Source organism: Sphingobacteriales bacterium (assembly GCA_016711285.1).
Lineage (GTDB): Bacteria > Bacteroidota > Bacteroidia > Chitinophagales > UBA2359 > JADJTG01.
Genome location: JADJTG010000002.1, coordinates 371,603 through 398,125 on the forward strand (window position 1 = coordinate 371,603; position 26,523 = coordinate 398,125).

Sequence of the window (26,523 nt, forward strand, 5' to 3'; positions counted from 1 at the left end):
ATCACGGTTCAGACAGTTGCTCCTTATCGCTTCACAAATTTGTGCGTCATTACTTTACCCGATTGGGTGTGTGCTCGCAGCAAGTAGATGCCCGGCGGAAGATGCGCAACGGAAAGTTCGTTTACTCCCTTTTGCGCTTCATTTACTGCCCCTGACCCCCTCTCAGAGGGGGAATTTGTACTCCCCCTTGCCCCCTCTAAGAGGGGGAATTGCTGTCCGAGGGTGTTATATATTGCTACATTGGTGAGGGTTTCGGGGCTGTGGATAAATAGCTTATCGGTGGCGGGGTTGGGAGCAATGCTCAAAAGTTGCGCTTGCTCCACCGACTCAATGTCTATTGCTTCACCACCCAAATATAAATACTCGCTCTCGCAGGACCAATCCTCCAAACAGCCCTGAGCATCTACTTTCAGCAGCCATACATCGGCACTGATTTTTTCCTCTATTACATCGTAATACGAACACTCCCCACAAGCCGCATAGCCCCCATCGGGTGTGGCTACTGCTTTCATCAATACGGAACCCGTGTAAAAATTTTCAAAAGGGTTGAACTTCGGCATATAGGTACGCTCCCACTCCTTCTCGCCATTCGCACTGAATTTGCACAGCCAGCCCGCTTCTGACGGTGAAATCTCCTGAGGGTCTTTTATGTTGCGCTGGCTGCCTACCAATAAGATGCCGCCGTCTGCTGTGGGCAGCATATCTGCAATACCCGGCGTTTCGCTCCCCGTGCCCCAACCCTCAAAACTGTTGAGTTGCAGCACCCACAGCGTATCCTGCATATTGGCACCACTCAGCTTGCCCAAATAGGCAAGATAACGAACTGACATAAATACCGTAATACTGTCTAAAGGGTGGCGACGGCTACTATCAAACCAATAGTTCCCATCTTGGGCGGGTACAATGGAATGGCGAAACGAAACCGAGTCTGCCTGCTCCAAATAGCCCGCTGTATCGATGCGCAATACAAAGTTTTCTTTGCAACTCGCCCAAGGGCGATTGATATTGCCTACCGCATAATATTTGCCGTCGTGACCGATATGTAATCAGAATTAATGACTCGCCTTCGTTTTATCATCGCTGCTGATGTGGTAGGTGCGCTCCCACAATACATTGCCCAAGGTATCTAATTTCATCAATACACTCACTCCCCACCTCCCCCAAGTACATATCTGTAGCCAAATACTAAGAGGTTGCCTTCGGGGGTTACTACCACACCATCGCCCGACTCCGTGCTGTCCGTTTTTCCGTATTGCCGCGTCCAGAGGGTATCGCCTTTTGCATTGAGCCGCTGTAGCATTATCTGTATATCTGCCGCCAAATAGTAGGAGCCGCAACGCCAATAACCCCCGCCCTCTGCAGGGCTTATGGAATTGTAGCTCAAATTAAAAGCATTCGGAAAATAGTCTTGCGTATTTTCCCATTCAAAGATGCCATCGTGTGCCACCGACAGCAGGGAAGCACAGGAAGCGGGTGCGCCATTGAAACCAAAACATACTTTGCGGTTTTCTATGATATACGAACTGTCGGTTAAAAATATATTGGTGCCGTGGTCGGAGGCTTTGAACTCACCATAATGCTCCGAAAAAGTGTAGTTGCTCTGTGACCTAAGCGGCAAACCTTGTAGCAGCAAGAGCACGAATAGCAGCACCTGTACTGTGATTTTTGGGATTTTCGGATGACCCTGATTTTTATAGTTCATTGCTGTTGTTTTTATTGTTTGATAAAAATTGTCTGAACCGTGATTTTTACACTTCGGCTGCGCTCACTTCGGCTGCGCTCAGTGTTCTTCATTCCGCAAATCACGGTTCAGACGGCTGCTCCTTATTGCTTCACAAATTTGTGCGTCATTACTTTACCTGACTTCGTGCGCACTTCCACAAAGTAGATGCCGCTCGTGAGGTGCGCAACGGAGACCTCGTTTTCTGCTCCGAATTGCGTTTCATTTACTGCCCCTAACCACCTCTCAGAGGGGGAATTTGTACTCCCCCTTGCCCCCTCTAAGAGGGGGAATTGCTGTCCGAGTGTGTTGTATATTGCTATATTAGTGAGGGCTTCGGGGCTGTGGATAAATAGCTTATCGGTGGCGGGGTTGGGGCTTAGATAGCTTGCCAAGTTTGCGGTATTTTTTTCCGTGCTGCCGCCGATGGCTGTTTTCGCAATTTTGCCGCGCTCAGGGTAGATGGGCAAAGGGAGGGTATTGTCGGCTTGCAAATGGCGAAATAAAGCCTGCGCGTCGGCGCGGTACCGAAAAGCAGTACCCGACAATTCTTTGAGGTTATCTATCTGGTTGTTATCGAGTTTTTGGTAGGCTACCCATTCGCCCTGCAATTCCACCACTTTTTTCGGCTCTTTGCTGCGCATTGTCTTCGGGCAACTGCTCCATCTCATCTCGCGCTTTTTGGTATTCGCCAAAATGCAAGAGTACCATTATACGGTAGATGCCCGCATCGGGGTTTTGTTCGTCTGCTTTGATGAGATCTAAGCAGCCGTTTACATCTTTTTTCTCGATTGCCGCCTGCATCAGTGCAGCAAAAATCCGCGCTTTGCCCTGTGACAATTGTTGTAGCGCTTGTTGCAGCGTTTGCCAAGGCGAAAAAACACCCGAATATTGTAACTCATAAAGGGTTTTATAATCGTGCTCGTCCAAATATTTTTCTGCCTCCTGCCATACCACCTCGCTCAAAGGGGCATTGGCAAACAATAATTCGGATTTATTTTCTTGGCTCACTTCGGGGTGCCGGATATAAGCCAGTAATACGGCGGGGCTGAGGTAGGAGCTTGTATGCAAGAGTGCCGTGTGCGTGTCGGGGTGGGCGGCTTCGTGTTCTATTTGTTGGATATAATGCGCAGTGCTGCCGCCGTCTATGAGTTCCTTGATTTCTTGTATTTGATGCAGGTGTTCCTCTAAGCAGTCGCGGCTGAGTCCGGCGCAAGGAGGGGGCAAACCGCCGCCATCACCGCCGCCGCCATTGATGAGGTCGGCATCTTCGGGAAAACAGTCGGGATTATGAGTTTGCCCTTCAATATTTTTCAACGCATAATTCGCGCCCTCATCGCAGGTGGGCACATAGCGCAGATTGACTCCTTCTACCTCACTATATGTCACATAGTCAAATTTTTCGGTGAGCGGGTAGGGCATCGTATAAATATGTGTGGAGGGGTTGGTGCAACTTTCCGAGAATTTATTGGCGGCGGCTTGGGAGTTTTGAGGGTCGTTCTCGTCTGATATTCCCTGATTAGGTATTTTACCTGCACTTTGCTGGATACTGCTGTATAAATACGATAAATCGAAATCGGAGGAATTGAACACATTGCAATGGGTTTGGGCATAGTCGTTGTTGCCCAAAAAGGAAAGCGCGCCTTTACAATCATTAAATATATTGTGTTCAACGTCTTTTTGCTGATTAAACAGCAGGGCATCGGAATGATTGATGGTGCAGCCTTCTTCCAAATTGCTCAGGGTATTGTTTTCGAGCCTAAAAGAACTATATCCGTGCATACAAATACCTACGGGGTCGTTGGTATAGTAATATTGCATGTCGTCTTTTAAGTCGGGAAATCCCAAATAGTAAATTATCGCAAACGGAAAAGGCAGGTCGGTGTCGGCTGTTATTTCAGGTACGCGCTCGAAGGTGCAGTTTTGTATTTTCCAATCGTTGGCGGCAATATTATAAATGCCTGTATGGTTATTGACAAAACGCACCTTATCAAAAATTTTGGTTTCGAGTCCTAAATGGTTGTCTGCTTCTGCCAATACACCTGTTTGAGCATACATCACGGCACCACCTCTCATGGTATAAGAAGCGGCATAGCTCACAATAGCCCCTTTGTTTGTATTATTTGTAGGACAGAGAAAATCAAAGGTACAATCTATTATTTCTATTCCCTTCACTGCCCACATGGTGATGCCTCTATACCAAGAAAAATTATCATTATCATTATTCACAAGATATGACCAGCTTATAGTCGCTAAATTATCGTCCAGATTGAAGTAAGGCGTATAAGACCTAAAATCGCAATTGATAAATTTACTGATATTGGGGTAATCATAGCGCAGCAACTCCACCGCTTTTTGGTTGCCGTAAAAGTGGCTGTCCTGCGCATAGATGATACCGCCAAAATGGTCGGGATAATTGCCTCCCCTGCGTTGGGTGCTGATGCCCGTGAAAGCGTTGGCAATGGTGGCACCGTTTTTCATCAATACAATACCGGCAGCTTCATTTGGAAAATTTCCGGCATTGGGGTTGCCAGAGAGCAGGTCGGTGATATAAGCGGGGTTTTGTGCGATTAAGGGGTTGCAAAAATCATCATCGCAAGCGTAGCCCCATACTTCTACGCCTTCCCAGGGTTTTTTGCATTGCGGGTTTTTTGTAATAATGCCGCCGTCTATGATGAGTTTGGCTCCTCTTTCTACTATCACTCTTGCGTTCTCGGGCATATACAAACTATTACTTATATTGAGCGTGGCACCGGTTTTTATCACTAAATTTTCGTATAATATCACAGGGTAGTTCCAAATTGCATCTTCACTTACTATAAAATCTTTATCTTCGTAAATACAAGACTGTGCATATTTATATAAATTACTGACATTTATTCCCACATTACTTTTCGGAAATCGCAAGGCTCGGTGCCATTTTGCCAGTTGCTCCGTAGTGATAAAATTATGTGCTCCGGCAGCTTGAGATATCATAAAATTATTGCAAAAATCGTGGAGAGGCTCACCCTGTCCGGCTATTAAATCATTTATGCCTAATACATGACCAAATTCGTGCGGAAAAGTCCAACCCTGCGCCAATGCAGTCGGGTCTTCGTTGTCTTCATTGATTCGTTTAAACTGCCCCTCCATCACCATAAAAATATTTTGTTTAGAATCTCGCGGTGCTATGCCTTGATGACTTCCACAGAGATTAGGAATAGACGTACAAGGTTTCTCTACAAAAAAAACATTAATTTCTGTTTCTTTATTAATGCTGTATCCACTTTCCATGTGGTAATCAAGGTTGTTTTTATGACCATTTTCATCTTTCCAACTGAGTGTATTGCCGATGGTATCTTGCACAAAATTAATACCTGTTAAATGGAAGCGTATTTTGCTATCGCCGGTAATAAATTCACCACAGGCAGCATCAGGGGGAGCTACAAAATTGCTATACACATTGTTCAGGTGCGGCACTAAGGCATTGAGGTATGCCAGATGCTCCTCATTATCTTCCTGAAAATTATTTTCGCCGTTTTCATCTTGTACTACTATCAAACGAACATTCAGCGTAATAATAGGGGTATGGTCTTTGTAAGGATAAAAGTTCTGCAAGGTATGGTTAATAGGAACACCAATGCCCGATTGGTTAAAATTTACCGGATCTACTCCTCCGCAAAAACCATTTTGCCCCCAAGCCACTCTCCCAAACAGCAGCAGCACAACCATAGCAGCTATGAGTCTTTGCAAATTACATACCGCAGAGCAAGTACGCAGTGTTCTTTTTACTATATAAAAACTAAAACAAATGTGTTTATTCGCCGCTTCTTTCCCCGAAAGCAGCACGGCAGGCTCAATGTTTTTTCTCATGATGAAAAAATTAAATGGTTAATGAATAAATATATGTCCCAACATCTTGCGGCAGTTGAGTTTTTTTCTTTCTTTTAAAAGGCAATAGTTTTTTAAAACACTGCATTACCTTAGAATAATCGTGGAACGGACGGAACAATACTTTAATATTTACGCAGTAGTGTTTAATATTGAACAATAACGAATGATATAATCTATTGAAAATGAAAACCACTTAACTAACAATTCATCATTCAACACTAAGCACTATCATTTTACCTCAACGCTTCCCTGAGCGTTGTTTATAACAAATATAATTATTTTTTTGAAAGGTATAAATTTTTTCCAATTTTCACAGGAGGGAAGTTTTTTTATCTCAACTTCTCAACTTTGTCAAAGTTCGAACTTTGACAAAGTTAAAACGACCAATTTCCGACTAATCCTCGATACCTCGCAGGACTTAATCCGTATTGCAACGCCGTATTGCACTGCTGCAACGCCGTATTGCACTGCTGCAACGCCGTATTGCACTGCTGCAACGCCGTATTGCACTGTTGCAACGCCGTATTGCACTGCTGCAACGCCGTATTGCACTGTTGCAACGCCGTATTGCACTGCTGCAACGCCGTATTGCACTGCTGCAACGCCGTATTGCACTGCTGCAACGCCGTATTGCACTGCTGCAACGCCGTATTGCACTGCTGCAACGCCGTATTGCACTGCTGCAACGCCGTATTGCACTGCTGCAACGCCGTATTGCACTGCTGCAACGCCGTATTGCACTGCTGCAACGCCGTATTGCACTGCTGCAACGCCGTATTGCACTGTTGCAACGCCGTATTGCACTGTTGCAACGCCGTATTGCACTGTTGCAACGCCGTATTGCACTGTTGCAACGCCGTCTTGCACTTTTGCATCACCGGCGTAGAACTCGCAGTGCCAGGCGTAGGCACCGCCGCGCCACGGGTGTACACCCTACCCTCCAATTCAATAAAAACAAAACTCCTTCGGAAGTTTTGAACTTCCAAAGGAGTTTATTTTACAAGAATATTTTTTCAGTCACCGCTTTTTTCCGTACATATTTTAATATGATTGCACGGCAGCAGCAAAAATATCTTTATTGTTCGGGGTTGGCTACAGGCGCAATGGGTGGCGTTTTACTCCATTTTTGTTTGATGCCTTCGCTGATAAGATACATCGCCGGCACTACCACCAAAGTGATAAAAGTGGCAAAACTCAAACCGAAGATAATTGTCCACGAGAGCGGACCCCAAAATACTACGCTGTCGCCGCCCAAAAAGATTTTGGGGTCTAATTTGGTAAAGAGCGAAACAAAGTCAATATTTAAGCCTACCGCCAAAGGCACTAACCCCAAAATAGTGGCGGCGGCGGTGAGCAATACGGGTTTGAGGCGAGTTTTTCCGGCATTTACTATACTTTCAAGGAGGGAGTAGCCCTGCTGCCGGAGTACATCAGCAAATTCCACTATCAAAATACCATTTTTGACTACAATACCCGCCAAACCGACAATTCCGATACCGGTCATTACGATAGAGATTTCCATGCGTGTGAGCGAAAAACCAATGAGTACGCCGATAACGCTGAAAATAATTTCGCTCAAAATAATCAGTGTTTTGCTGAAAGAATTGAACTGGGTAACGAGAATAATAAAAATTAATCCCAGAGAAATTAATAATGCTCTACCCAAAAAGGCAGAGGTTTCGGCTTGCTCTTCCTGCTGTCCGGTGAGGTCTATCTCTACGCTGCGCGGCATTTTAAACCCTTTTACCGCCTGCGTAATCTGCGCATTGACATCGTTGGCGTTGTGGCTGCTCAGTACGTTGGAAGCCAGCGTGATAACACGTTTGAGGTTTTTGCGCTTGATGCCGCCATAGGTATTGCTGTATTTTACGTTGGCTACCGCCGACAGTGGTACTTGTCTGAAACGCCCCGTGTTCATATCGCGGAAAGATATTTTGAGGTTGATGAGGCGGTCTAAGCTGTTGCGTTGGTCGAAGGCATAGCGCAGTTGAATGGGAAATTCATCTTCCTGATCTTTGAATTTGGAAACTTCTTTACCAAAAATGGCGGTGCGCAATTCCATACCGATTTGTCCGGTAGAAACGCCCTCGCGGGCAGCCCGCTCGCGGTCTATTTCAACGATTACTTCGGGGTTGTTGCTGATGAAGTCGCTTTTCAGTTCTTCAATACCGCCGATGCGCATGGTATCTACCAAATAATATTTGAGGCGGTTGGCGGTTTGTTGGAGTTCTTCCAAATTTTCGCCGCTTACCTCTATGTTGATAGGCGCACCCACAGGAGGTCCGTTTTGCTCCTGATCCACCGAAATCTGCACACCCGGAATATCTTTGAGTTGGGTGCGGAGCTTATCCAAATAAGTGCGTGTACTTTGACCGCCGCGCTCGGCAAATTTCACAAAAGACACACTCACCTTCGCTTTGTTGGAAGCCGCACTGCGGTCGCCGCTCATCGGGTCGGCAGCACCCACTGCTACGTTGGCAATTACGCTTTCTACAATCGGGTTATCTTTTCCTACAATATTCACCACCTCTTTTTCCACAATTTGAGTAATGGAATCCGTGTAGGCTTGATTGGTGCCTACGGGCAAATTCAGATATACATAAATGAAATTGGGGTCGCCCTGTGGAAAAAACACTACCGCCGGCGCACGCACCGATACCAAGAAGATGGAAAAGAAAAACAAGCAGATCGTCAGCAAAATCACGCCGTAAATCCTCCAGCCTTTTAAAGTAAACCGCAGCACGTGCTCATACACATTTACCAAAGCCGGAATAACGCCGTGCTCGAAAGCAGACAATATTTTTTTGAGAAACAGCTGATAAGAGATGTACAACAACAGGCACATCATCACAAAGTTGCGCACACCTACCGAACCAAATACTTGCGCCAACACCGCCAATAACAGCATAATAATAGCGTACATTGCTACCCTGCGCCAATGCTGACGGCGGGCGGCGGCATCGTTCATATCCACTTCGGGGCGCATAAAAGATACCGCAAATACCGGATTAATGATAAAAGCGATAATCAGCGATGCCAATAAGGTAAGAATGAGCGTAACGGGCAAATAAAACATAAACTTGCCGATAATGCCCCCCCAAAATGCCAAAGGAATAAAAGGCGCAAGTGTGGTGAGTGTGCCTGCAAAAACGGGGATAAAAATTTCGCCTGCTGCTTCTTTTGCAGCTTTCACAACGGGTACTTTGCCGTGGTCGTAGATGCGGTAGGTGTTTTCTATCACCACAATGGCATCATCTACAATGATTCCCAAAGCAAACAAAAGTGCAAACAACACAATCATATTCAGCTCAAAACCAATGGCGGGCATTACTATAAATGCCAAAAAACACGACAAAGGCACTGATAAAGCCACAAAAAAAGCGTTGGTGACACCCATAAAAAACATCAGCACCAACGTTACCAAAATAAAACCGATAATGATGGAATTGTTGAGGTCGGCGAGGGTCGTGCGGGTATTTTCCGACATATCGGCGGTTACTTGCACCTCCAAATCTTTCGGCAGCGTGGTTGCGCGCATTTCTTCCAATAAAGCGTGGATTTTGTCGGAGGCATTGATGAGGTTTTCGCCACTTCGCTTGATAACATTGAGCGTAATTACATTTTTTCCGTTGAAACGCGCATAACTTTCTTTTTCTTCGTAAGTATCTTTAATCTGGGCAATATCACGCAAATAAATCTTAGCCCCCTGTCCGGAGGTTATAATTAAGTTGTTGATGATATTGGCATCGTTGAATTGCCCTTTTACACGAATGGCGCGTTTCATATTATCCACATTTACCAAGCCACCCGATATGGTTACGTTTTCGGAAGCGATAGCACTTTCTATATCACGAAAAGATACCCCCGCCGCCTGCATTTTGTACATATCCACATTCACCTGAATTTCGCGCTGCAAAGCACCAATCATATCGGCGCGGGTAATCTCTTTAAATTGCTCTACTTCATCTTGAATATCTTCGGCATAGTGTTTTAATTTATCCAAATCGTAATCGCCGGAAATATTGATGTTCATGATGGGAATTTCGGAAAAGTCCATTTCCAGCACATTGGGGGCGGCGGGCAAATCCTGCGGCAATTTGGAAGCGGCTTTGTCCACTGCATCTTTCACTTTTTGTTTGGCTACCGCCACTTCCACATCTGTATTGAACTCCACAATCACATTGGAAAAATCCTGTATGGAGTTGGAAGTAATTTTTTTTACGCCCGAAATAGATTTAATTTCTTTTTCGATGGGGCGTGTCACCAAATTTTCCATATCTGCCGGCGAAGTACCCGGATAAATGGTACTTACATACATGGTAGGAATAACAATATCGGGAAATTGGTTTTTGGGCAAATTGTTGTAAGCCGACAAACCAAATATCACAACAAATATGGTAATAATATAAATAGTGGTATGATTATCTATGCTCCAAGAGGTGGGTAAAAACTCTTTGAAGGTTTTGTTGATGTCCATTGGATTGATTTTTTTAATTGTAAAATGCTGTTGTAATGCTGTACAACTTTCAGAACAAAAAACGAGGGGTAATTTTTTTTAAAAAATATTTCAAGCAAATGTGTCCATCGTTTTTTTGTCTGCCGTGCCTAAAACTTCACCGCTTGTCCGTTGGCTAAATCCTGATAACCGGTGCTGATGAGCAAATCGCCGCTTTGCAGTCCTTTTTTCACTTCTGCTCCATTACCGTAAATTGTTCCGGTTTCCACCATACGGCGTTTTGCAAGGTAAGAACCGTCTGCCTGTTTTTCGGCAACCATCACATAGCTTTTGTCATCGCTGGTCTGGAGGGTGTTCACGGGTACCACGATAGCGGCGTTGGCTGCATAATCTTTTACTTTGAGCATGGCTATCATATTGGGGCGCACTTCCGCCATTGCCGGAATTTTCACTTCTACTTCAAATGAGCGCGTGATGCCGTTGATAACGTTGGAAACACGGGTAATTTTGCCACTCACGTTTTTTTGAATATCAGGAAAATACACTTCCACCGCCGCACCCTGCTTGATTTTGGCGGCGTAGTTTTCGGCGATGTCGGCTTTTACGCTCAAATCCTTCATATTAACAATCCGAAAAACGGGCATTCCTACCATCGCTCCTTCGCCGTTTTTTACGTTCACTTGGTCAATGATACCACTGATAGGAGCATATATTTTATACAATTCGCCCTGCTCGCGTAGTGTGGCGAGTTTTTTCTCTAAGGTTTCTACATTATTTTTGGCGGTGAGGTATTGTACTTCTGTACCGATTTGTTTGTCCCACAGCGATTTTTGTTTGGCGTAAATGGTGCGGGCAAATTCCAGATTGGTCTGCAACTCCTGAATGCTCTGCTGAAACAAAGCATCGTCTAAGGTGGCGAGTAATTGTCCTTTGCTCACCGACTGCCCTTCTATCACGCTCACTTGCTCAATGATGCCGGGCTGACGCGGACTAACTCCGATATTGTCGGCGGCTTCTACCGAGCCTTGCACCTCCAAATAGCTCACAAACGACTGCGGGTGCAAATCCGTCACTTCAATAGAGCTTTGCTTGGCGGCACCGGCATCGTTGGCACTGCTCACGCCGAGTTCTTTTTCGAGGCTGCTGATTTGCTGATTCAGGTCGGCTTGTTGTTTTTTCAATGCCTCCAGCTGCCCTGATTTGTTGTCGCCGGTAGCTTCGGCAGGATTGTTGCCGCAAGATGCCGCACTCAGGCACAACAGCAACACTAAAAACGGCTTTATGTATGCGTTCATATTTTTATATTTATTTTAACTTAATTTTAATTTAAAAAGACACTTTTAAGTTAATTTTATCTTCCTAAAGCTTTTTCCAAAGCAGATTTAGCTGCTCCCACATCATACATTGCTTGCAAATACAAACCTTGTGTTTGATATAATTTGCTTTCGGCATCGGTTATTTCCAAGCTGCTACCTACTCCGGTTCTGTATTTAATAAGCGTGGTATCATAAATACGCTGCGCCAACACTACATTATCTGCTTGGATTTTGAGGCTTTCGCGGGCGGTTTTCAATTTGCTTTGCGCTTGTGAAAGCTCCAACTGCAAACCTTGTTTGAAAAACTTTTCCTGATTAAAAGATTGTTGTTGTATGATGGTTTTTTGGGCGAGTTGCGCTTTTTTAGAGCCGCCGTCATAAATCGGTACATTCACCTGTAGCCCCACCAACATAGAACTAATCCATTTATCTTTTTTAAATACATTGAAATTGTCGCCCTGATAGGAGAGGTTGGCTTGCGAAAATGCCGCCACACTCGGATAATATTTTAATTTTATTTGTTTTATCTCCATCTCCCTGAAAGTATTCTGCAACTGCAACAACTGCGATTCGATGCGCTTTTTGTCGGCTTCGTTCCAAAGTGAGGCATAATCCATGAGCAGGAGTGCATCGGCTTCTGTCAAAAAACTTTCTAAACGGTCGGTCAGCGCAATGGGGTCGGTCAGCGACATTCCCATCTGAAATTGCAACACATCTATCAAGAGGTCGGCACTGCGCTGCAAAGTTTGGCGTTGTACTCGCAAATTGGAAGCCGTCAGTTGCAGCCTGTCCACATCTAATTGTTCCACAAAACCCGCTTTTTGCATTTCGCTCACTTCGTAGAGCGTTTTGTTCAATACCTCTATGTTTTTATCTATAATAGCGATATTTTCCTGTATCAGCAAAGCAGCCAAATAAGCATCGCGCACATTATTTTTTATATCACTTTCGGTTTTGAGTGCGCTTTTTTCAGCTTGCTCTACATACAATTCCGCCGCTTTGAGTCCTAACAAATAAGAGCCGTCAAACAAAAGCTGACTGGCTTCCAAACCAAAATTGAGGTTGTTTTTAGTACCGAAAGTGAGCTTTGTAAATTCGGAATTGTTGGTGGTATCTTGCGGAAAATAAATATAATCCGAGGTGGCGGGGTCGCCGTCGAAGTCGTTGAGTACGGGCAAAGCAGACGGAAAACCGAACATATCGGCGGGCACTAATTGTGCGGGCAACTTGATGTTGTACAAATAGCGCGCCGTGCCATTGACCTGCGGCAAACCGATAGCTTTGAGTTCGCGCACCCGACTGCGGGCAATTTCAATGTCGAGTTGGGAGTTTTTGAGCGTCAGGTGTCGCTCTACGGCATATTTTTGTGCTTCGGGGAGTGTAAAAGTGCGCACCGCTCCGCCTTGAGCAAAGGCATTGCCGCCGCCATTCCACATACTTAGCCACAGCAGCACCGATATGCCGATGGATAAAACAATATTGCGTGTCATTATTTATTTATTATGAACGGGATTTGAATGATGATGAGAAGAAGAAGTGAAACATTGCTTGTTTTCTTTTAAATACAAGAGCCCTGCCTCCGAAGCAATGCCCATTATATGATAAATAAACAATTCGCCAAATACATCGGCAGCAGCAAAACCTTGTTCGGCATAGCCTTCATCTTCCAGAATACTGCGTACTTTGGCAATATAAAAACGGGTAATGAGGTTCGGTTTGATGTTTTTTCTGTACAAGCCCTCCCCTATTCCTTTCACGATATTATTCTGAATCAGGCGACTGATGAAAGCATGATGTTGTTTTTGAAAGGATTCCGCCAATTCTATATAATATTTTCTGAGTTCGTACATTACATTCAAATTCAAAGCTTTCAGTTGGCGCACCACATAATCGGCAATGGCGAGCATCTGTTGAATGGCATTTTCGTTGCTGTTTTCTATACGCTGCATTTCTGCACGCTCCTGCTGCAAAAACTCATCTAATACTATTTTCAGCAGCGTCTCCTTATCGCTGATATGCAAATACAGCGTTTTTTTGGAAATACCGATACACTGCGCCAATTCGTCCATCGTTACATTTCTGATGCCGTAGCGCATAAAAAACTGCGTAGCTGCTTCTATAATTTTTGAGCGTGTAGGATCCATATTTTTTTTGCGGCTGCAAAGATACACTTAGGAAACTATAAAGCAAATAAAAGTTTCCTGAAAATTATTTTTTTAACATTTTTTAGGTTCAAAAATTATCTTAACAACCTTTAACACACAGGATTATTAGGGAAGGTGCAATATATTGCACTATTTTTGTGCTGCAATCGTTGTACAAGTGCTGCTGAAAGGATTGTTGCAACAGCCTAAAAAAGCAGTTTTTTTATTTTGATAATTTTTTTGATTAAAAAGAAAAGTGAAAAAAAATAGTTGGATTCTCCTATTTGTGCTCCTGTGGAGTGTGCAGGCGCGCGCCTCTTATCTGTTAATTCCGATGGACGACAGCCAGAGCAATCATCTCAAAGCCTACGGTTTGGCGTATTGGCTGCTGGCGAAAGGCATGGAAGTAGATTGGTTGCTCAATTATCGCGGGGGCAGTTTTGCGGTGGGCTACAATCGTCTGTTTGAAGCCGAGTGCAAAATTCGCGGTATCAGCACCGAAGTAATTCCCGATGCTGCCTATTCGTCCATTTTGCTCGAAATCGCCGACCCTTCGGAAAATATGGATATTGTGAAGTTAGAAAAAGCCCCTAAAATCGCCGTTTATACGCCTTCCGAAAAACCGCGTCACCCCGATTTACCCTGGGACGATGCTGTGACACTGGCACTCAACTACGCCGAAATCCCTTTTGATAAATTGTACGATGACGAGGTACTCGCCGACAAATTGCCGCTATACGACTGGCTGCACTTGCACCACGAAGACTTTACCGGACAATACGGAAAATTTTACCGCTCCTACCGCAATCAGGCTTGGTATATGGAGCAGGTAAAATATGAAGAAGAAAGAGCTAAAAGTTTGGGATACAACAAAGTATCGCAAATGAAATTAGCCGTAGCTCAAAAAATACGCGATTATGTGTCGGGCGGCGGTTTTATGTTTGCGATGTGCTCCGCAACCGACACTTACGACATTGCTTTGGCGGCACAGGGGGTGGACATCTGCGACCGTATTTATGACGGCGACGGTGCCGACCCCAATGCACAGGAAAAATTGGATTTTCAACATTGCTTCGCTTTTGAAAACTTCACCCTCGTCAAAGACCCGCTCACTTACGAGTATTCCAATATAGATGTTTCGGAAAATCGCAGTATCCCCGAAAATTTAGATTTTTTCACCTTGTTTGATTTTTCGGCAAAATGGGATCCCGTACCTACCATGCTCACACAATGCCACACCAAAGTAGTAAAAGGATTTATGGGACAAACCACTGCTTTCAAAAATAAGGTGGTAAAATCAAGCTCTTTGGTAATGGGCGAAAATAAAATGAACCAAGAGGCACGCTACATTCACGGCGAATATGGCTACGGATTTTGGACTTTCTACGGCGGTCACGACCCCGAAGATTATCAGCACTTTGTGGGCGAGCCAGAAACCGACCTCAGCCTTTACCCCAATTCACCGGGCTACCGCCTTATCCTCAACAATGTGCTGTTTCCGGCAGCCAAAAAGAAAAAACAGAAAACTTAGCAGTTCTCATTTTATTGAGTTAATTTTGTTTTTTTTAAAAATCTATCCTACAAAACAATATGAGTACGGTAGTCTTATCCAACGAAACCCCTCCTGAGCAAACTGCCCCCAAACGCATACATGTTATCAAAAGAAATAAAGGCTGGGCAATATTAAAAGAAATATCAGATAGGGTATTAAAAGTGTTTGATGAAAAAAGCGAAGCAATTAAAGAAGCAAAGGACTATTTAAAAAGCGGCAATGATGTAATCATTCATCAGGAAAACGGAAGGGTAGAAAAGTGGATAAAAGCAGAGGAGTAAAAAAGGTTTTTTTGTAAAAACCGAAAATCTGCACTTTTGACATTTTATAAAAATTTTGCCTTTTTCAATTTTGCATCAATAAAAGAAAACTTTTATGGCAACTTTTGAAAAAAATATTTTTATCAACTGTCCTTTTGATAAGCAGTACCAACCTCTGCTTAATGTTTTGTTATTCACGCTTAGATATATTGGGTTTTGTCCGCGTTTGGCTTTGGAGCGCTTAGATTCCGCCGAACTTCGGCTTTCCAAAATCAAAGAACTCATAGAAGCTTCTCAATACAGTATTCACGATATGAGCCGCGCAGTGGCGAACCAAAGGGGCGAATATTTTCGGCTCAATATGTCGTTTGAATTGGGTTTGGATATGGGTTGCAGAGATTATCATAGTGACAAAAAATATCGGGAGAAAAAAATTTTAGTATTAGAACAAAAACATTACGACACTCAAAAAGCACTTTCAGACTTGGCAGGCTGTGATTGTCGTTGTCACGAAGCCGATGCAGAAACCTTAGTATTTAAAGTTCGCAATTGGTTTTTTGACTTAAAAGTGATTCATTCTTTGTCACCTGCTTCTGCTATACGGAGTCATTATAACGATTTTACCGAAAAATTAATCGGGCAATATGGTAAATATAAATTTTCTGCTAAAGATCTTGACCAAATGGGCGTTTCCGAATACCTGAAGTATGTAGATGAGTTTTTGAAAAACCTGAATATAAACAGTTGATTTTATTTTATTTATACACATCTAACCAAGACTTCCTTTCAAATATTCATTCCTTATCTTTTCTCACAAAAAAATAATCAAACCATAAAAAAGGCGGCTTTTTTTAAAAAATTGCCGATAAAAGTGTACCTTCGCGCTTCAAATACTGCTTTTCCCTGTTTTGATGCGTACCGAAGGAAATTCTCTCCCCACCTCTTCATTTTTCGCACTTTTGTTTGAAAAGTTGCGGGATTATGGACTGCTTATCAAATTCCGTTTGAATTTGACAGTAGTTTTCTCGGCGGCTTTCGGTTTTCTGATGGCAAGCCCACAGGTAGATGCCGCCGCTTTGTGGTGTTTGTGTTTGGGTGGTTTTTTAGTCACTGCCGCCGCCAATGGTCTCAACGAAATTTTGGAAAAAGACTACGACCGCCTCATGAAACGCACCGCCATACGCCCTTTGGCAGCAGGACGCATGAGCACCACCGAAGCTATTTTGGTATCGGGCATTTGCGGGGCAGTGGGTATTTCCATTTTGGCTGTTTTTTTCAACGAACTCGCCGCCACATTGGGGGCTTTGTCGCTGGTACTCTACGCTTTTATCTATACTCCTTTCAAACGTTTGTCGCCGGTGGCGGTATTTTTGGGAGCAATTCCCCCGGGGCCATGCCGCCTCTGATTGCCTGGGCAGCCGCTACGGGTAGCCTCAGCACCGAAGCCTACATTTTGTTCGGCATTCAGTTTTTGTGGCAGTTTCCGCATTTTTGGGCTATCGGCTGGATGGGCTACGATGATTACAAAAAAGCCGGTTTCAAGTTATTGCCCACCCACTACGATGCCCGCAACCGCAGCACGGCATTCAATATTCTGGCTTGTACCATAGCCTTGTGCATCTATGCTTTTGTACCGTATTATATCGGTTTTGCAGGTTGGTTTTCCTTGATAAGTATGCTGCTGTTGGGCTTTTTGTTTGTAGCAGCCGCCATACAATTATACCGCACCTGCACGGCAAAAGCCGCACTTCGGGTAATGCTCACCTCTTTGTTGTATTTGCCCCTTACACAAATCGCCCTTCTATTGGATAAGTTCTTTTTTATTTAATATCGGCTCATTCTAAATACTATAAAAAATATGTCGTACCCTCATCAAATTACCGAATACAACAGCCGCATTCACCCCAAACGCTTCACACTATTGGTGAGTATTGCCAGTATGATTATGATGTTTGCGGGTTTGACCAGTGCCTACATCGTGCGCAAAGCACAGGGCAACTGGGTTACTTACAAAATTCCCCCTGTTTTTTGGATAAGCACGCTCATCATTATTGCGAGTAGCATTGCCATTCATGTAGCATATACATATTTTAAAAAAGAATCTTACGGCACTTATCGCTATTGGTTAGTAGGAACATTCTTGTTGGGTATGGGATTTTTATTGTGTCAGTATCTGGGCTGGCAAGAGTTGGTTTCTTATGGTATTCGCTTGCGGGGCAACCCTTCCGGTTCGTTCTTTTATGTTATTTCGGGAGCACACGCCCTGCACTTACTTGGCGGTTTGGTATTATTATTGATTTTTATTTTCAGAGCGTTTTGGTGGGGTCCTGTGGAACAACTCATCGTTCACGATAACCCCGAACGCACTTTGGGTATTGAATTATTAATGACTTACTGGCATTTTGTAGATATTTTGTGGCTGTATTTATTCGGATTTTTGTGGTTAAATGCAGCATAGGTATTTTTTTGATAAAATATTTGGATAAAGTATTACGTCCAAAGCAGATTTTTTTAACTTTGTGCTGGGTATTCGCACAAAAAATACCTGCAGAAATTTTTATACAGCTATTATTTAACTTATAATCAATACGATTTTAGATTTTATGGCTTCTGACGCAGCATTACACCCCGTTCATCACGAAGACCAGCACCAAACTCCCGACTGGAACGGTGGCGGTTCGCCCTTTAACATTTCTTATGGAAAGCTGATGATGTGGTATTTCCTTCTTTCTGATGCTTTTACGTTCGCTTCTTTATTGATTTCTTACGGAGCTTTGCGTTTCAGCTCACCGACTTGGGCAGACCCCAATAAGGTGTTCAGCGCATTTCCGGGAATGGGACACGCCAATGTGCCACTGGGATTTGTGAGCGTAATGACCTTTATTCTGATTTTGAGTTCAGTATTTGTGGTATTGGCAGTGATAGAGGGGCATCGCAACAACAAAGCCGGTGTAATGAAATATATGATTGGTGGTATTGTAGGCGGTATAGCGTTTTTGGGGTGCCAAGCGTGGGAGTGGACACACTTGATACACGAAGGTATGACGATTTGGAAAAATCCTTTCGGTCCGCAGGCATTTGGTATGTTGTTTTTTCTGATTACCGGATTTCACGGATTTCACGTATTTAGCGGCGTGGTACTCAATATTTGGGCTTTCGTCAATACTGCCAACGGCGAATTTGGAAGCCGCCACAATGGATATGAAATGATAGAAAAAGTAGGCTTATACTGGCACTTTGTAGATTTAGTGTGGGTATTTGTATTCTTAGCTTTCTATCTTTTATAAAATAACCTTACAGTATTTTTATTTTATCCGTAATTCTCTTTATTTTTTCTTTTAAAATTATTCCTTTTATGTCACATACTCTCAGCGATTCAGATTACAAAAGTCAGGTGCGTGCCGTATGGAGAGCAACACTTTGGCTCACTATCATTACTATTTTGGAAGTAGGGATTGCTTTGGTTTTTGCAGGCGGCAACAAATATGTAATGAACGCATTTTTTGTGGCGGCTACCTTGCTCAAAGCCTATTTTATCGTGGCTGAATTTATGCACGTCCGCTACGAAACCCGCGCTATGGTAATTACACTTTTAGCTCCTACCCTCTTTTTCATTTGGTTTATTATTGCCTTTTTGTGGGAAGGTGCTTCGTGGCTAAATCTCAGACAATTCGGATTTTAATATTTTTTTTAAAAAACTATTTCAAAGGCTTTTTCTGTTTTTTTACGGAAAAAGCCTTTGCTTTTTTTAAGCATTAACCACCGTTAAATCTCTTATTTGTATCAAAAAATGAACAATCATAGCATTACATTTCAGTTTATCAGCGAGCCGAGCGATGTAAATTTTGGCGGAAAAGTTCACGGCGGCGTGGTGATGAAGTGGATAGACCAAACCGCCTATACCTGCGCCCGCACTTGGGCAGAGACCTACTGCGTAACCGTTTATGTGGGCGGGATTCGTTTTTATAAGCCTATCAATATCGGCGAGGTAATAAAAATTGATGCTTATGTGATTTATACGGGCAACACGAGTATTCATATTGCCGTTGATGTGTATTCAAAAGATTTCCAAACACTGAATTATGAAAAAAAGACGCACTGCGTGATCGTATTTGTGTCGGTGGACGGCGCGGGAAACCCTTTGCCCGTGAAGCAATGGAAACCACAAAACGAGCGCGAACAGAAATTGGAGGAGTATGCCCAAAAACTGAAACTACTACGCGAGCAAATCAATATAGAGATGTTGCCTTTTTTGGATATGTAAAAGGTGTGTTGCTTTTTTTTAGTATTTTTTAAATACCGCCAAAACCGCGCTGTCGCGCACACTCATACAGCATCACACCTGCCGCCACACCTACATTCAGCGAATCAAAATGCGGCGCAATGGGGATTTTTACCAAATAATCGGCAATTTTGAGGTGAGTTTCTTGTACACCGCTGTCTTCTGCACCCAATATCAAAGCCATCGGCACGCTTAAATCCAAATGATGCAAAGGCTCGGCAGCCGCCAACGTAGAAGCCGCCACCAATACGCCGTTTTTTTGCAGCAGCATAATGGCATCGCGCAGGGATTTTTCGCGGCATACGGGCAACTGCAACAAAGCCCCCGCCGAAGTTTTGAGCGCATCTTCGTTGATAGCAGGACTGTTGCGCTCGCTCAACACAATAGCGTGTGCGCCAAAACACAAAGCCGAGCGCGCTATCGCCCCGAAATTACGCACATCGGTAATGCCGTCTAAGAGCAAAAACAAAGGCATTTCGCCCGCTTCATACACCTGCGACAAAATATCTTCCAAACGAAACACCTGTATCGGCGACAAAAACGCCAGCATACCCTGATGATTTTTATCGGTGAGGGCATTGAGTTTTTCTACCGGTACGCGCTGCACAATCACCTGCTGTTGCTTTGCCAACTGCAATACCTCCTGCACCCCTCGCCGCTAATATTGCTTTTTAATAAAATTTTATCAATATTTTTACCTTCGCGCAGAGCCTCTGCCAAAGGCTGCCTGCCATACAGAAAAGTGCGTTCTTTGGGGCGTTTTTTATGAAACATACTGTAAATTATCGCTCTATTATAATGATGCTTGCAAAATAGCTCCTTTTGTAGGAATTATACAAAAATATTGAAAATTCATTTTTTATTTTACTATTATTTTATACATTTGTAACAAACAAATAAAGAGGGCATAGAATATATTTGTTTTGAATACAGTAAAATAACTTTTATGAATAAACCATTTTTTGAAGATGACTTTAGCAGACAAACTATTAGAAATTTCTTTCCCAAAATTTCCCCACTTTAAAAGCGAATTTAAGTGGTCGTCTTACACCTTAGAGGAACTAGCAATTAATAAATTCTCCAATTTCAAAGAAGTAGAATTTAGAAAAAATTTTATAGTTTATGTCGGTGCTCCAAACGATAATGAAAATGATACTGAAAACTATATAAAAAAAATGTTTGACGGTATCGCCTATAAAGACAAGAATAGGAGTGGTGACTATGAAAAAGATTTTGATACCAAATTAGCAAATATCCGACTTTTTATTTCGCATGATGGAGCATATCTATTAGAAAATTATGAGAAGACTGCTATTGATAAAGATGAAATTGCTATTTTTCTTGAAATTCCTAAAAATGATATTTTTTCTGATAATGTATTTTTAATAAAAGCAGGAGAAAATGCAAAACAATATGCAGAAAGTATATTAGCACATAAATGGACACAGGATAAATATATTCTTTCCAAAGAGCAAATTACAGAATTACTTGAAACTATCTCAACAGGAAAAATTTTTTGGGATAAAGTTGTTTCTACAATAAATTCAATAGAAAACTTTGTTATTGATAGTATTACTAATATTGGAATTTCAGCACTTGATACTATTACAGACTTTTTTTCAAAAAAAATCAGAATAGATGAAAAAACATGGAATTCGGGGCATAGTGAATATTCATTAGAATTTTTAGAGAAAAATATTGTAGCCTATTTATATCAAAAACACAATGAGATTAAAGATTTTGTTAAAAATAATAATACAATTTTACCGAATTGGGCAATTAATATTATTGAAAGTTTTGGCAAAATCATAGAAAATATAATCATCGAAATAGTAGAAATAAAAGAAGAAGCAGAAAATTTATGGGCTTTTATATGTGGCTTATGGAATGGTTTAATGGATTTGATTAGTGATATTTTTACGTTGCTTAATTTATTATTTCAGGGGGTAAAACTACACAACAGCTACCAAAAAAATGAAGGTTATTATAAATCTTTAGTTTCAGAATATTTGGACAATGTATTACAAGCATTAGCTAATCTTGATTGGAAAACTGTAATAAAAAAAGGTGTTATTAGTTTTATAGAACTAAAACAATATATCTATTATGAGCTGCCGGAGCAATTGTATGAAAAACTACAAAATCTAAATACCACGGAGCTTAATTATTACGAGGGTTATATCGTTTTTAATATTGTAGAATTTTTATTACCTCCACTCAAAATTGCCAAACTTAGCAAAACCTCCAAATCAGAAAAAGTAGTGGACTTATTGGAAGAGATTATTGCTAATGCTAACAAAATAACAAAACCCATAAAAAAAGAAAGCCAAGAAGTTGCAGAACTCTTTTTCCAAACCATTAATGGGTTTATTGGTATCTTGATAAAAGGAGCAGATGAAGTAAGTAAGTTTATTGATGAATTTAATGACGCTATCAAAAGATGGTTACGAGAGATTTTTGGTTTAGCATCGGAAAAAAGAATATTAGACGATGTAGATAAAGGTAAAATAAAACTAGATGAAAAACCTGACGGCAGCAAACGACACCCTAACGACCAAACACGCTATGCCAGCTATTCGGAAATAAAAGCCAGATGGTTTTTGGAAAATCATACTTTTCAGATAGGCACACAAACGGGGAAACTAAAATATATCTCTATTAATAGAATAAATGATTTAGATACTCCAATAAGGCAGGGTATTGATGGTGTATATCAATTTTCAAATCAGCCGCCTAAATATGTTATCGTTGAAGTAAAAATGAACACCAAAGAAAACCCCAAATGGAACCCCAAAGTAGATACCGCCAAAACCGCCAGCGGTAGCTCTCAAATGACCGATGTGTGGATTGATTATAATTTAGATATTGAATTTGGTCAGGCAAAGGCACTAGCAATAGGGGCTGATTATATAGGCGTTTTAATAGGTGTATCAAAAACGTATGAACCCATATTAAAAGTATTAGATAAAAATGCAAAACCTATCCATCATATATTTAAAAAAAAATAACACCATGAATACTTTTTTAAAATTTATAAGTGAGGCTGATGAGGCAATTGCGCTTGGAAAAAGCTATATAGCAAGCGGCAAATATTCTCAGGATAAAATCAATTCCTTCAATCGCATGATGTTTTATTCCTCTATCAGGAAACCCATCGCCCAATACTCAGCGGGAGACAGCAAAGAAAACATCAGCAATAGTTTTTTGGAAAGTATCACCGCCTTTGAAATTGGATTTCGCTGGGAGGGCTTCCACAGAAGCTATGCGATGTACGACCAAATAATATGGATGCTCTCCTTCGCCATTCTGTGCAACATCAGCGATGCCGACCTCCTCCGAATTATCGCCATTTTGCAAAGAGACCACGCCAACGACCTACTCATCAGCACCCTCGTGCATTACCGACTGCCCAACACGATGGGCGCATACAAAAGCAATTTTATACAAAAAAGCCCTTATAGCCACTTAGCTCCGCTCCTCAACGGAAAAGACAGGAGTGCCGCTTTTATCAGAAATTATTTGGATAAAAAATGGTATCAGGGACACAAAGATGCCCCTTGGTACGAAGCCCATTTACGCACCAAAGTAAATTCTTTTTTCGGATATTGGGCGTGGGAGGTGGCTGCATTGGTCAAAATCTTCAACATCAACGACGAAACACTGCAATTACAAAATTACTATCCTTTCAGAGCCGTGCATTGGTGAGCAACCTATACTAAATCATTCTTGAATGAATACTTTTTTAAAATTAATAAATGAGGTTGATGAGGCAATTGCGCTCGGAAAAAACTATATAGCAAGCGGCAAATACTCTCAAGAGCAGATTGATTCTATCAATGATATGATATTTTACTCTTCTATCGCGAAACCCATCGCCCAATACTCGGCGGGAGACAGCAAAGAAAACATCAGCAATAGTTTTTTGGAAAGTATCACCGCCTTTGAAATTGGATTTCGCTGGGAGGGCTTCCACAGAAGCTATGCGATGTACGACCAAATAATATGGATGCTCTCCTTCGCCATTCTGTACAATATCAGCGATGCCGACCTCCTCCGAATTATCGCCATTTTGCAAAGAGACCACGCCAACGACCTGCTCATCAGCACCCTCGTGCATTACCGACTGCCTAATACGATGGGCGCATACAAAAGCAATTTTATACAAAAAAGCCCTTATAGCCACTTAGCTCCGCTCCTCAACGGAAAAGACAGGAGTGCCGCTTTTATCAGAAATTATTTGGATAAAAAATGGTATCAGGGACACAAAGATGCCCCTTGGCACGATACCCATTTGCGCACCAAAGTAAATTCTTTTTTCGGATATTGGGCGTGGGAGGTGGCTGCATTGGTCAAAATCTTCAACATCAACGACGAAACACTGCAATTACAAAATTACTATCCTTTCAGAGCCGTGCATTGGTGAGCAACCTGTACTAAATCATTCTTGAATGAATACTTTTTTAAAATTAATAAGTGAGGCTGATAACAACCTAAAAAATGTACAAAAGCGCAAAGCTATGTCAGGATTTCGCTGTTTTTGCACCTAATTTTCGGGGCGGAGGCATTTTTTGGGCATTGGTGCGCTACCCCACCCAAAAATAGACGATTGGGAACAGTTATTTTCTCAAAAACTCCTTATTTATAAAGCAAATATTGATAACTCGCAATTTTCGCACCTATTGTTGGAGGGGGTAGTCGAGGGGTAGGGGGGGTACCTATGGGGGTACCCCCCCCTACCCCTATAAGTACCCCCCCCTACCTCTGAACTCGGCTAACTTACCTCTGAACTCGGCTAACTTACCTCTGAACTCGGCTAACTTACCTCTTTTTAACCTTGACAAATTTTTGAACTTTGTCAAAGTGGTGGGCAACAAAAAAATCCTGTCTATCCCCTAATCCTAAAAATCAGGGTTCAGACCAATGGAAGTTCTGAACACAACTCACGCTATTTAAACCTTAATTTTGGGGATTATGCTAAATTTACCGCAAACTCCCTTTCAAAGCCAAGGCTTTTTCGTTGTGCGGCTCAATGCGCAAAATGCGCTCAACAATTTTTTTTAATGCCGGCGTTTCCTGCTCATAAGCATACCACGCAGCCAAATTCAATAAGGCAGCCACATAATCGGGTTGTAGGTGCAGAGCTTGTTCGTAATGTTGTTTGGCGAGTTTGGTTTTTCCGAGATTAAAATACACAAATCCCAAATTATTGTGTGCGGCGGCTTGCATAGGGTCTTGCGCTATCACACGAAATAATATCGCCTCTGCCGCCTCCAATTGTTGCATATATTGTAGAGCCACTGCCAATTTTATCTGAAAATCCAACTGATATGGCAACAATTCGGCAGCGCGGCGCAAATAAGTTTCGGCACGCTGCCACTGCTGCTGCTCCAAAAACGCCTCCCCCACCCGATAAGCCGTCCACGCATCTTGCAGGATTTCCGGCGAAAGGTCGGCGGCAAAACCGATGATTTTTTTCATATCGCCGCGCAAATAGGCTTCGTGTATTTGCAATAATTGGCGGCGACTACGCTCTTCTGCTTTGCCCACCTGCAAACGTTGAATATAATAAGCCGCACTGTCCAAATGCTGTGTTTCGTGGTTAAATTGCTCGTAAAAATGCAAATACGCCTGTGCTTTGGACAAATCGGTCGGCTGTGCATTATTGATGCAAGCCAATCCTATAAAACGCCCGATATTATTTTTTTCGGCGGCGGTGAGCGGCTTGCGTATAAAATGGTCGTGTATGCGCACATGCGGAATATCAATGGCAGCACTTTGCTCCATGTGGCAGCCGGAGCAATCGTTTTGCCTCGTTTGGCGCACAGATTCGGGTGCGCTGCAAAGGGGCTTGCTGCTGCTATTATGGCATTTTTCGCAGGCGGTATTAAACGTGCTACGCGGTGTTTGTTTTACGCTGATATGCGGATTATGGCAATTGAGGCAGGTCATTTCCGACTTACGATAGCAGTTGCTCAGTTGCAGGCGGTCGGCGTGCGCCGCCATAATCAGTTGAGTTTGTGCACCATCGTAGTGCGGCAAATACACATCTTGGCACGAGCTTAAAGCCATTCCGGGCAAAAAATCGCTAAATGTTTTTCCGTCTTGCAGCACCGTCACACCCTGTGCGTGGCAACGGCGGCAAACGTCCATTTGCAATTCACGCGGCAGGCGACGGGGATTTACAATGCTGTAATCGGGGGTTTGGGAGGTATCCGTCACAATACCCGCCATTTTTTCTTGCACATGCAAACCACCGCGACCGTGGCATCGCTCGCAGCCGATACCCAAAGGCACTGCATCAAATTTATTTTCAGAGCCCTGCACAAAAGCAGCGTGACTATTGTGGCAACTCATACACTCCTGCCCTACAATACGGCTAAAACGCGAATTAAAACCGCTTCCAAAACCCGGGGCTAAATCCCAGCGTTGCGTTTGTGTATAAAAAGTAACCGGAGCCTGTCGCAAAAACCCGTTTACATTATAAATATGCGAATTGGTATGTTGTCCCGAACCCACAATATATTGAATATATTGTTCCAAACGGTGTGTGGTGTCTTTGCCCTCCAAACGAAACTCCAGCACAAACAAAGAATCGTTGCGCCAAAAAGGATAATAATTGAGTTGGCGGAGCGTATCGCGCACCAGAATATGCTGACCGAACTGAGCAGCACTTTTTTGAGGAGTGGCAAAATGAAAGGACTGCCCCATACCTGTTTGCACAAAACTGTCGTAGTGGGCGGTGTGGCAGGTGCGGCAGGTTTCGTTGCCTACATAGCGCACGGTGTCGGCGTGGTTGCGATAAGGCGAAGCGGCGGCAGTTGCGGGAGGAGCAGCAACATTTTTGCAGCGATGTAGCAAAAAGAACGCTATCACCGACAAAAACAACCATAAAGCCGCATTTTTTTTCATTTTACTCCATT

General features: G+C 42.8%; 20 protein-coding genes and 2 pseudogenes. 11 read left to right on the top strand and 11 right to left on the bottom strand.

What is annotated here, in order from left to right:
• Positions 1-23 precede the first annotated feature (23 nt).
• The 9 genes from IPL35_01820 to IPL35_01860 all read right to left on the bottom strand — a co-directional run bounded on the left by IPL35_01820 (position 24) and on the right by IPL35_01860 (position 13,509).
• Positions 24-965 (bottom strand): T9SS type A sorting domain-containing protein, encoded by a 942-nt coding sequence (locus tag IPL35_01820; GenBank protein MBK8442207.1) that lies wholly within the window; start codon positions 963-965, stop codon positions 24-26.
• Between the two features lie 179 nt (positions 966-1,144).
• On the bottom strand, positions 1,145-1,702 hold the full coding sequence (locus IPL35_01825) for a hypothetical protein (GenBank protein ID MBK8442208.1): 558 nt from the start codon (positions 1,700-1,702) through the stop codon (positions 1,145-1,147).
• 122 nt (positions 1,703-1,824) lie between these two features.
• Entirely contained in the window at positions 1,825-2,364 is a 540-nt protein-coding gene (locus IPL35_01830; GenBank protein ID MBK8442209.1) for a T9SS type A sorting domain-containing protein, read from the bottom strand.
• A complete protein-coding gene (locus IPL35_01835; protein MBK8442210.1) occupies positions 2,294-5,572 on the bottom strand; it encodes a hypothetical protein in 3,279 nt (1,092 codons plus the stop codon). The genes IPL35_01830 and IPL35_01835 overlap by 71 nt, the downstream gene beginning before the upstream one ends.
• A gap of 372 nt (positions 5,573-5,944) precedes the next feature.
• On the bottom strand, positions 5,945-6,460 hold the full coding sequence (locus IPL35_01840) for a hypothetical protein (protein ID MBK8442211.1): 516 nt from the start codon (positions 6,458-6,460) through the stop codon (positions 5,945-5,947).
• 208 nt (positions 6,461-6,668) lie between these two features.
• The gene (locus IPL35_01845; GenBank protein ID MBK8442212.1) at positions 6,669-10,070 is read right to left on the bottom strand and encodes an efflux RND transporter permease subunit; all 3,402 of its coding nucleotides are present in this window, start codon (positions 10,068-10,070) and stop codon (positions 6,669-6,671) included.
• Positions 10,071-10,198: 128 nt separating this feature from the next.
• Positions 10,199-11,344, bottom strand: coding sequence for an efflux RND transporter periplasmic adaptor subunit (locus IPL35_01850; protein ID MBK8442213.1), 1,146 nt, complete (start codon positions 11,342-11,344; stop codon positions 10,199-10,201).
• 56 nt (positions 11,345-11,400) lie between these two features.
• On the bottom strand, positions 11,401-12,855 hold the full coding sequence (locus IPL35_01855; protein ID MBK8442214.1) for a TolC family protein: 1,455 nt from the start codon (positions 12,853-12,855) through the stop codon (positions 11,401-11,403).
• Positions 12,856-12,858: 3 nt separating this feature from the next.
• A complete protein-coding gene (locus IPL35_01860) occupies positions 12,859-13,509 on the bottom strand; it encodes a TetR/AcrR family transcriptional regulator (GenBank protein MBK8442215.1) in 651 nt (216 codons plus the stop codon).
• A gap of 256 nt (positions 13,510-13,765) precedes the next feature.
• On the opposite strand from IPL35_01860, the gene IPL35_01865 reads away from it, so the two are divergent.
• From IPL35_01865 to IPL35_01900, 8 genes and pseudogenes are all read left to right on the top strand, one after another.
• Positions 13,766-15,040 (top strand): asparagine synthetase B, encoded by a 1,275-nt coding sequence (locus tag IPL35_01865; GenBank protein ID MBK8442216.1) that lies wholly within the window; start codon positions 13,766-13,768, stop codon positions 15,038-15,040.
• 59 nt (positions 15,041-15,099) lie between these two features.
• Positions 15,100-15,342: a DUF2188 domain-containing protein gene (locus tag IPL35_01870; protein ID MBK8442217.1), complete on the top strand. Its 243-nt coding sequence runs from the start codon at positions 15,100-15,102 to the stop codon at positions 15,340-15,342.
• A gap of 211 nt (positions 15,343-15,553) precedes the next feature.
• Positions 15,554-16,069 carry a hypothetical protein gene (locus IPL35_01875; protein ID MBK8442218.1) on the top strand — a complete coding sequence of 172 codons (516 nt, stop codon included), beginning with the start codon at positions 15,554-15,556 and terminating at the stop codon, positions 16,067-16,069.
• A gap of 163 nt (positions 16,070-16,232) precedes the next feature.
• Positions 16,233-17,149: pseudogene (gene cyoE, locus IPL35_01880) on the top strand (protoheme IX farnesyltransferase).
• A gap of 30 nt (positions 17,150-17,179) precedes the next feature.
• A complete protein-coding gene (locus IPL35_01885) occupies positions 17,180-17,779 on the top strand; it encodes a cytochrome c oxidase subunit 3 (GenBank protein MBK8442219.1) in 600 nt (199 codons plus the stop codon).
• 145 nt (positions 17,780-17,924) lie between these two features.
• Positions 17,925-18,608, top strand: coding sequence for a cytochrome c oxidase subunit 3 (locus tag IPL35_01890; protein MBK8442220.1), 684 nt, complete (start codon positions 17,925-17,927; stop codon positions 18,606-18,608).
• Between the two features lie 68 nt (positions 18,609-18,676).
• Positions 18,677-19,003: a cytochrome C oxidase subunit IV family protein gene (locus tag IPL35_01895; protein ID MBK8442221.1), complete on the top strand. Its 327-nt coding sequence runs from the start codon at positions 18,677-18,679 to the stop codon at positions 19,001-19,003.
• Positions 19,004-19,111: 108 nt separating this feature from the next.
• Positions 19,112-19,585 (top strand): acyl-CoA thioesterase, encoded by a 474-nt coding sequence (locus IPL35_01900; GenBank protein MBK8442222.1) that lies wholly within the window; start codon positions 19,112-19,114, stop codon positions 19,583-19,585.
• Positions 19,586-19,613: 28 nt separating this feature from the next.
• Here the strand turns inward: IPL35_01900 and rlmB are convergent.
• A pseudogene (gene rlmB, locus IPL35_01905) lies at positions 19,614-20,377 on the bottom strand (23S rRNA (guanosine(2251)-2'-O)-methyltransferase RlmB).
• A gap of 194 nt (positions 20,378-20,571) precedes the next feature.
• On the opposite strand from rlmB, the gene IPL35_01910 reads away from it, so the two are divergent.
• From IPL35_01910 to IPL35_01920, 3 genes are read left to right on the top strand one after another with little or no spacing between them, the layout of a single operon-like run.
• Positions 20,572-22,611 (top strand): hypothetical protein, encoded by a 2,040-nt coding sequence (locus tag IPL35_01910; GenBank protein ID MBK8442223.1) that lies wholly within the window; start codon positions 20,572-20,574, stop codon positions 22,609-22,611.
• A gap of 4 nt (positions 22,612-22,615) precedes the next feature.
• The gene (locus IPL35_01915; GenBank protein MBK8442224.1) at positions 22,616-23,308 is read left to right on the top strand and encodes a DUF1911 domain-containing protein; all 693 of its coding nucleotides are present in this window, start codon (positions 22,616-22,618) and stop codon (positions 23,306-23,308) included.
• A gap of 25 nt (positions 23,309-23,333) precedes the next feature.
• Complete coding sequence (locus IPL35_01920; GenBank protein MBK8442225.1) at positions 23,334-24,026, top strand: DUF1911 domain-containing protein; 693 nt, start codon at positions 23,334-23,336, stop codon at positions 24,024-24,026.
• A 557-nt stretch (positions 24,027-24,583) separates the two neighbouring features.
• Here the strand turns inward: IPL35_01920 and IPL35_01925 are convergent.
• Positions 24,584-26,512 (bottom strand): tetratricopeptide repeat protein, encoded by a 1,929-nt coding sequence (locus tag IPL35_01925; GenBank protein ID MBK8442226.1) that lies wholly within the window; start codon positions 26,510-26,512, stop codon positions 24,584-24,586.
• Positions 26,513-26,523: the final 11 nt, after the last annotated feature.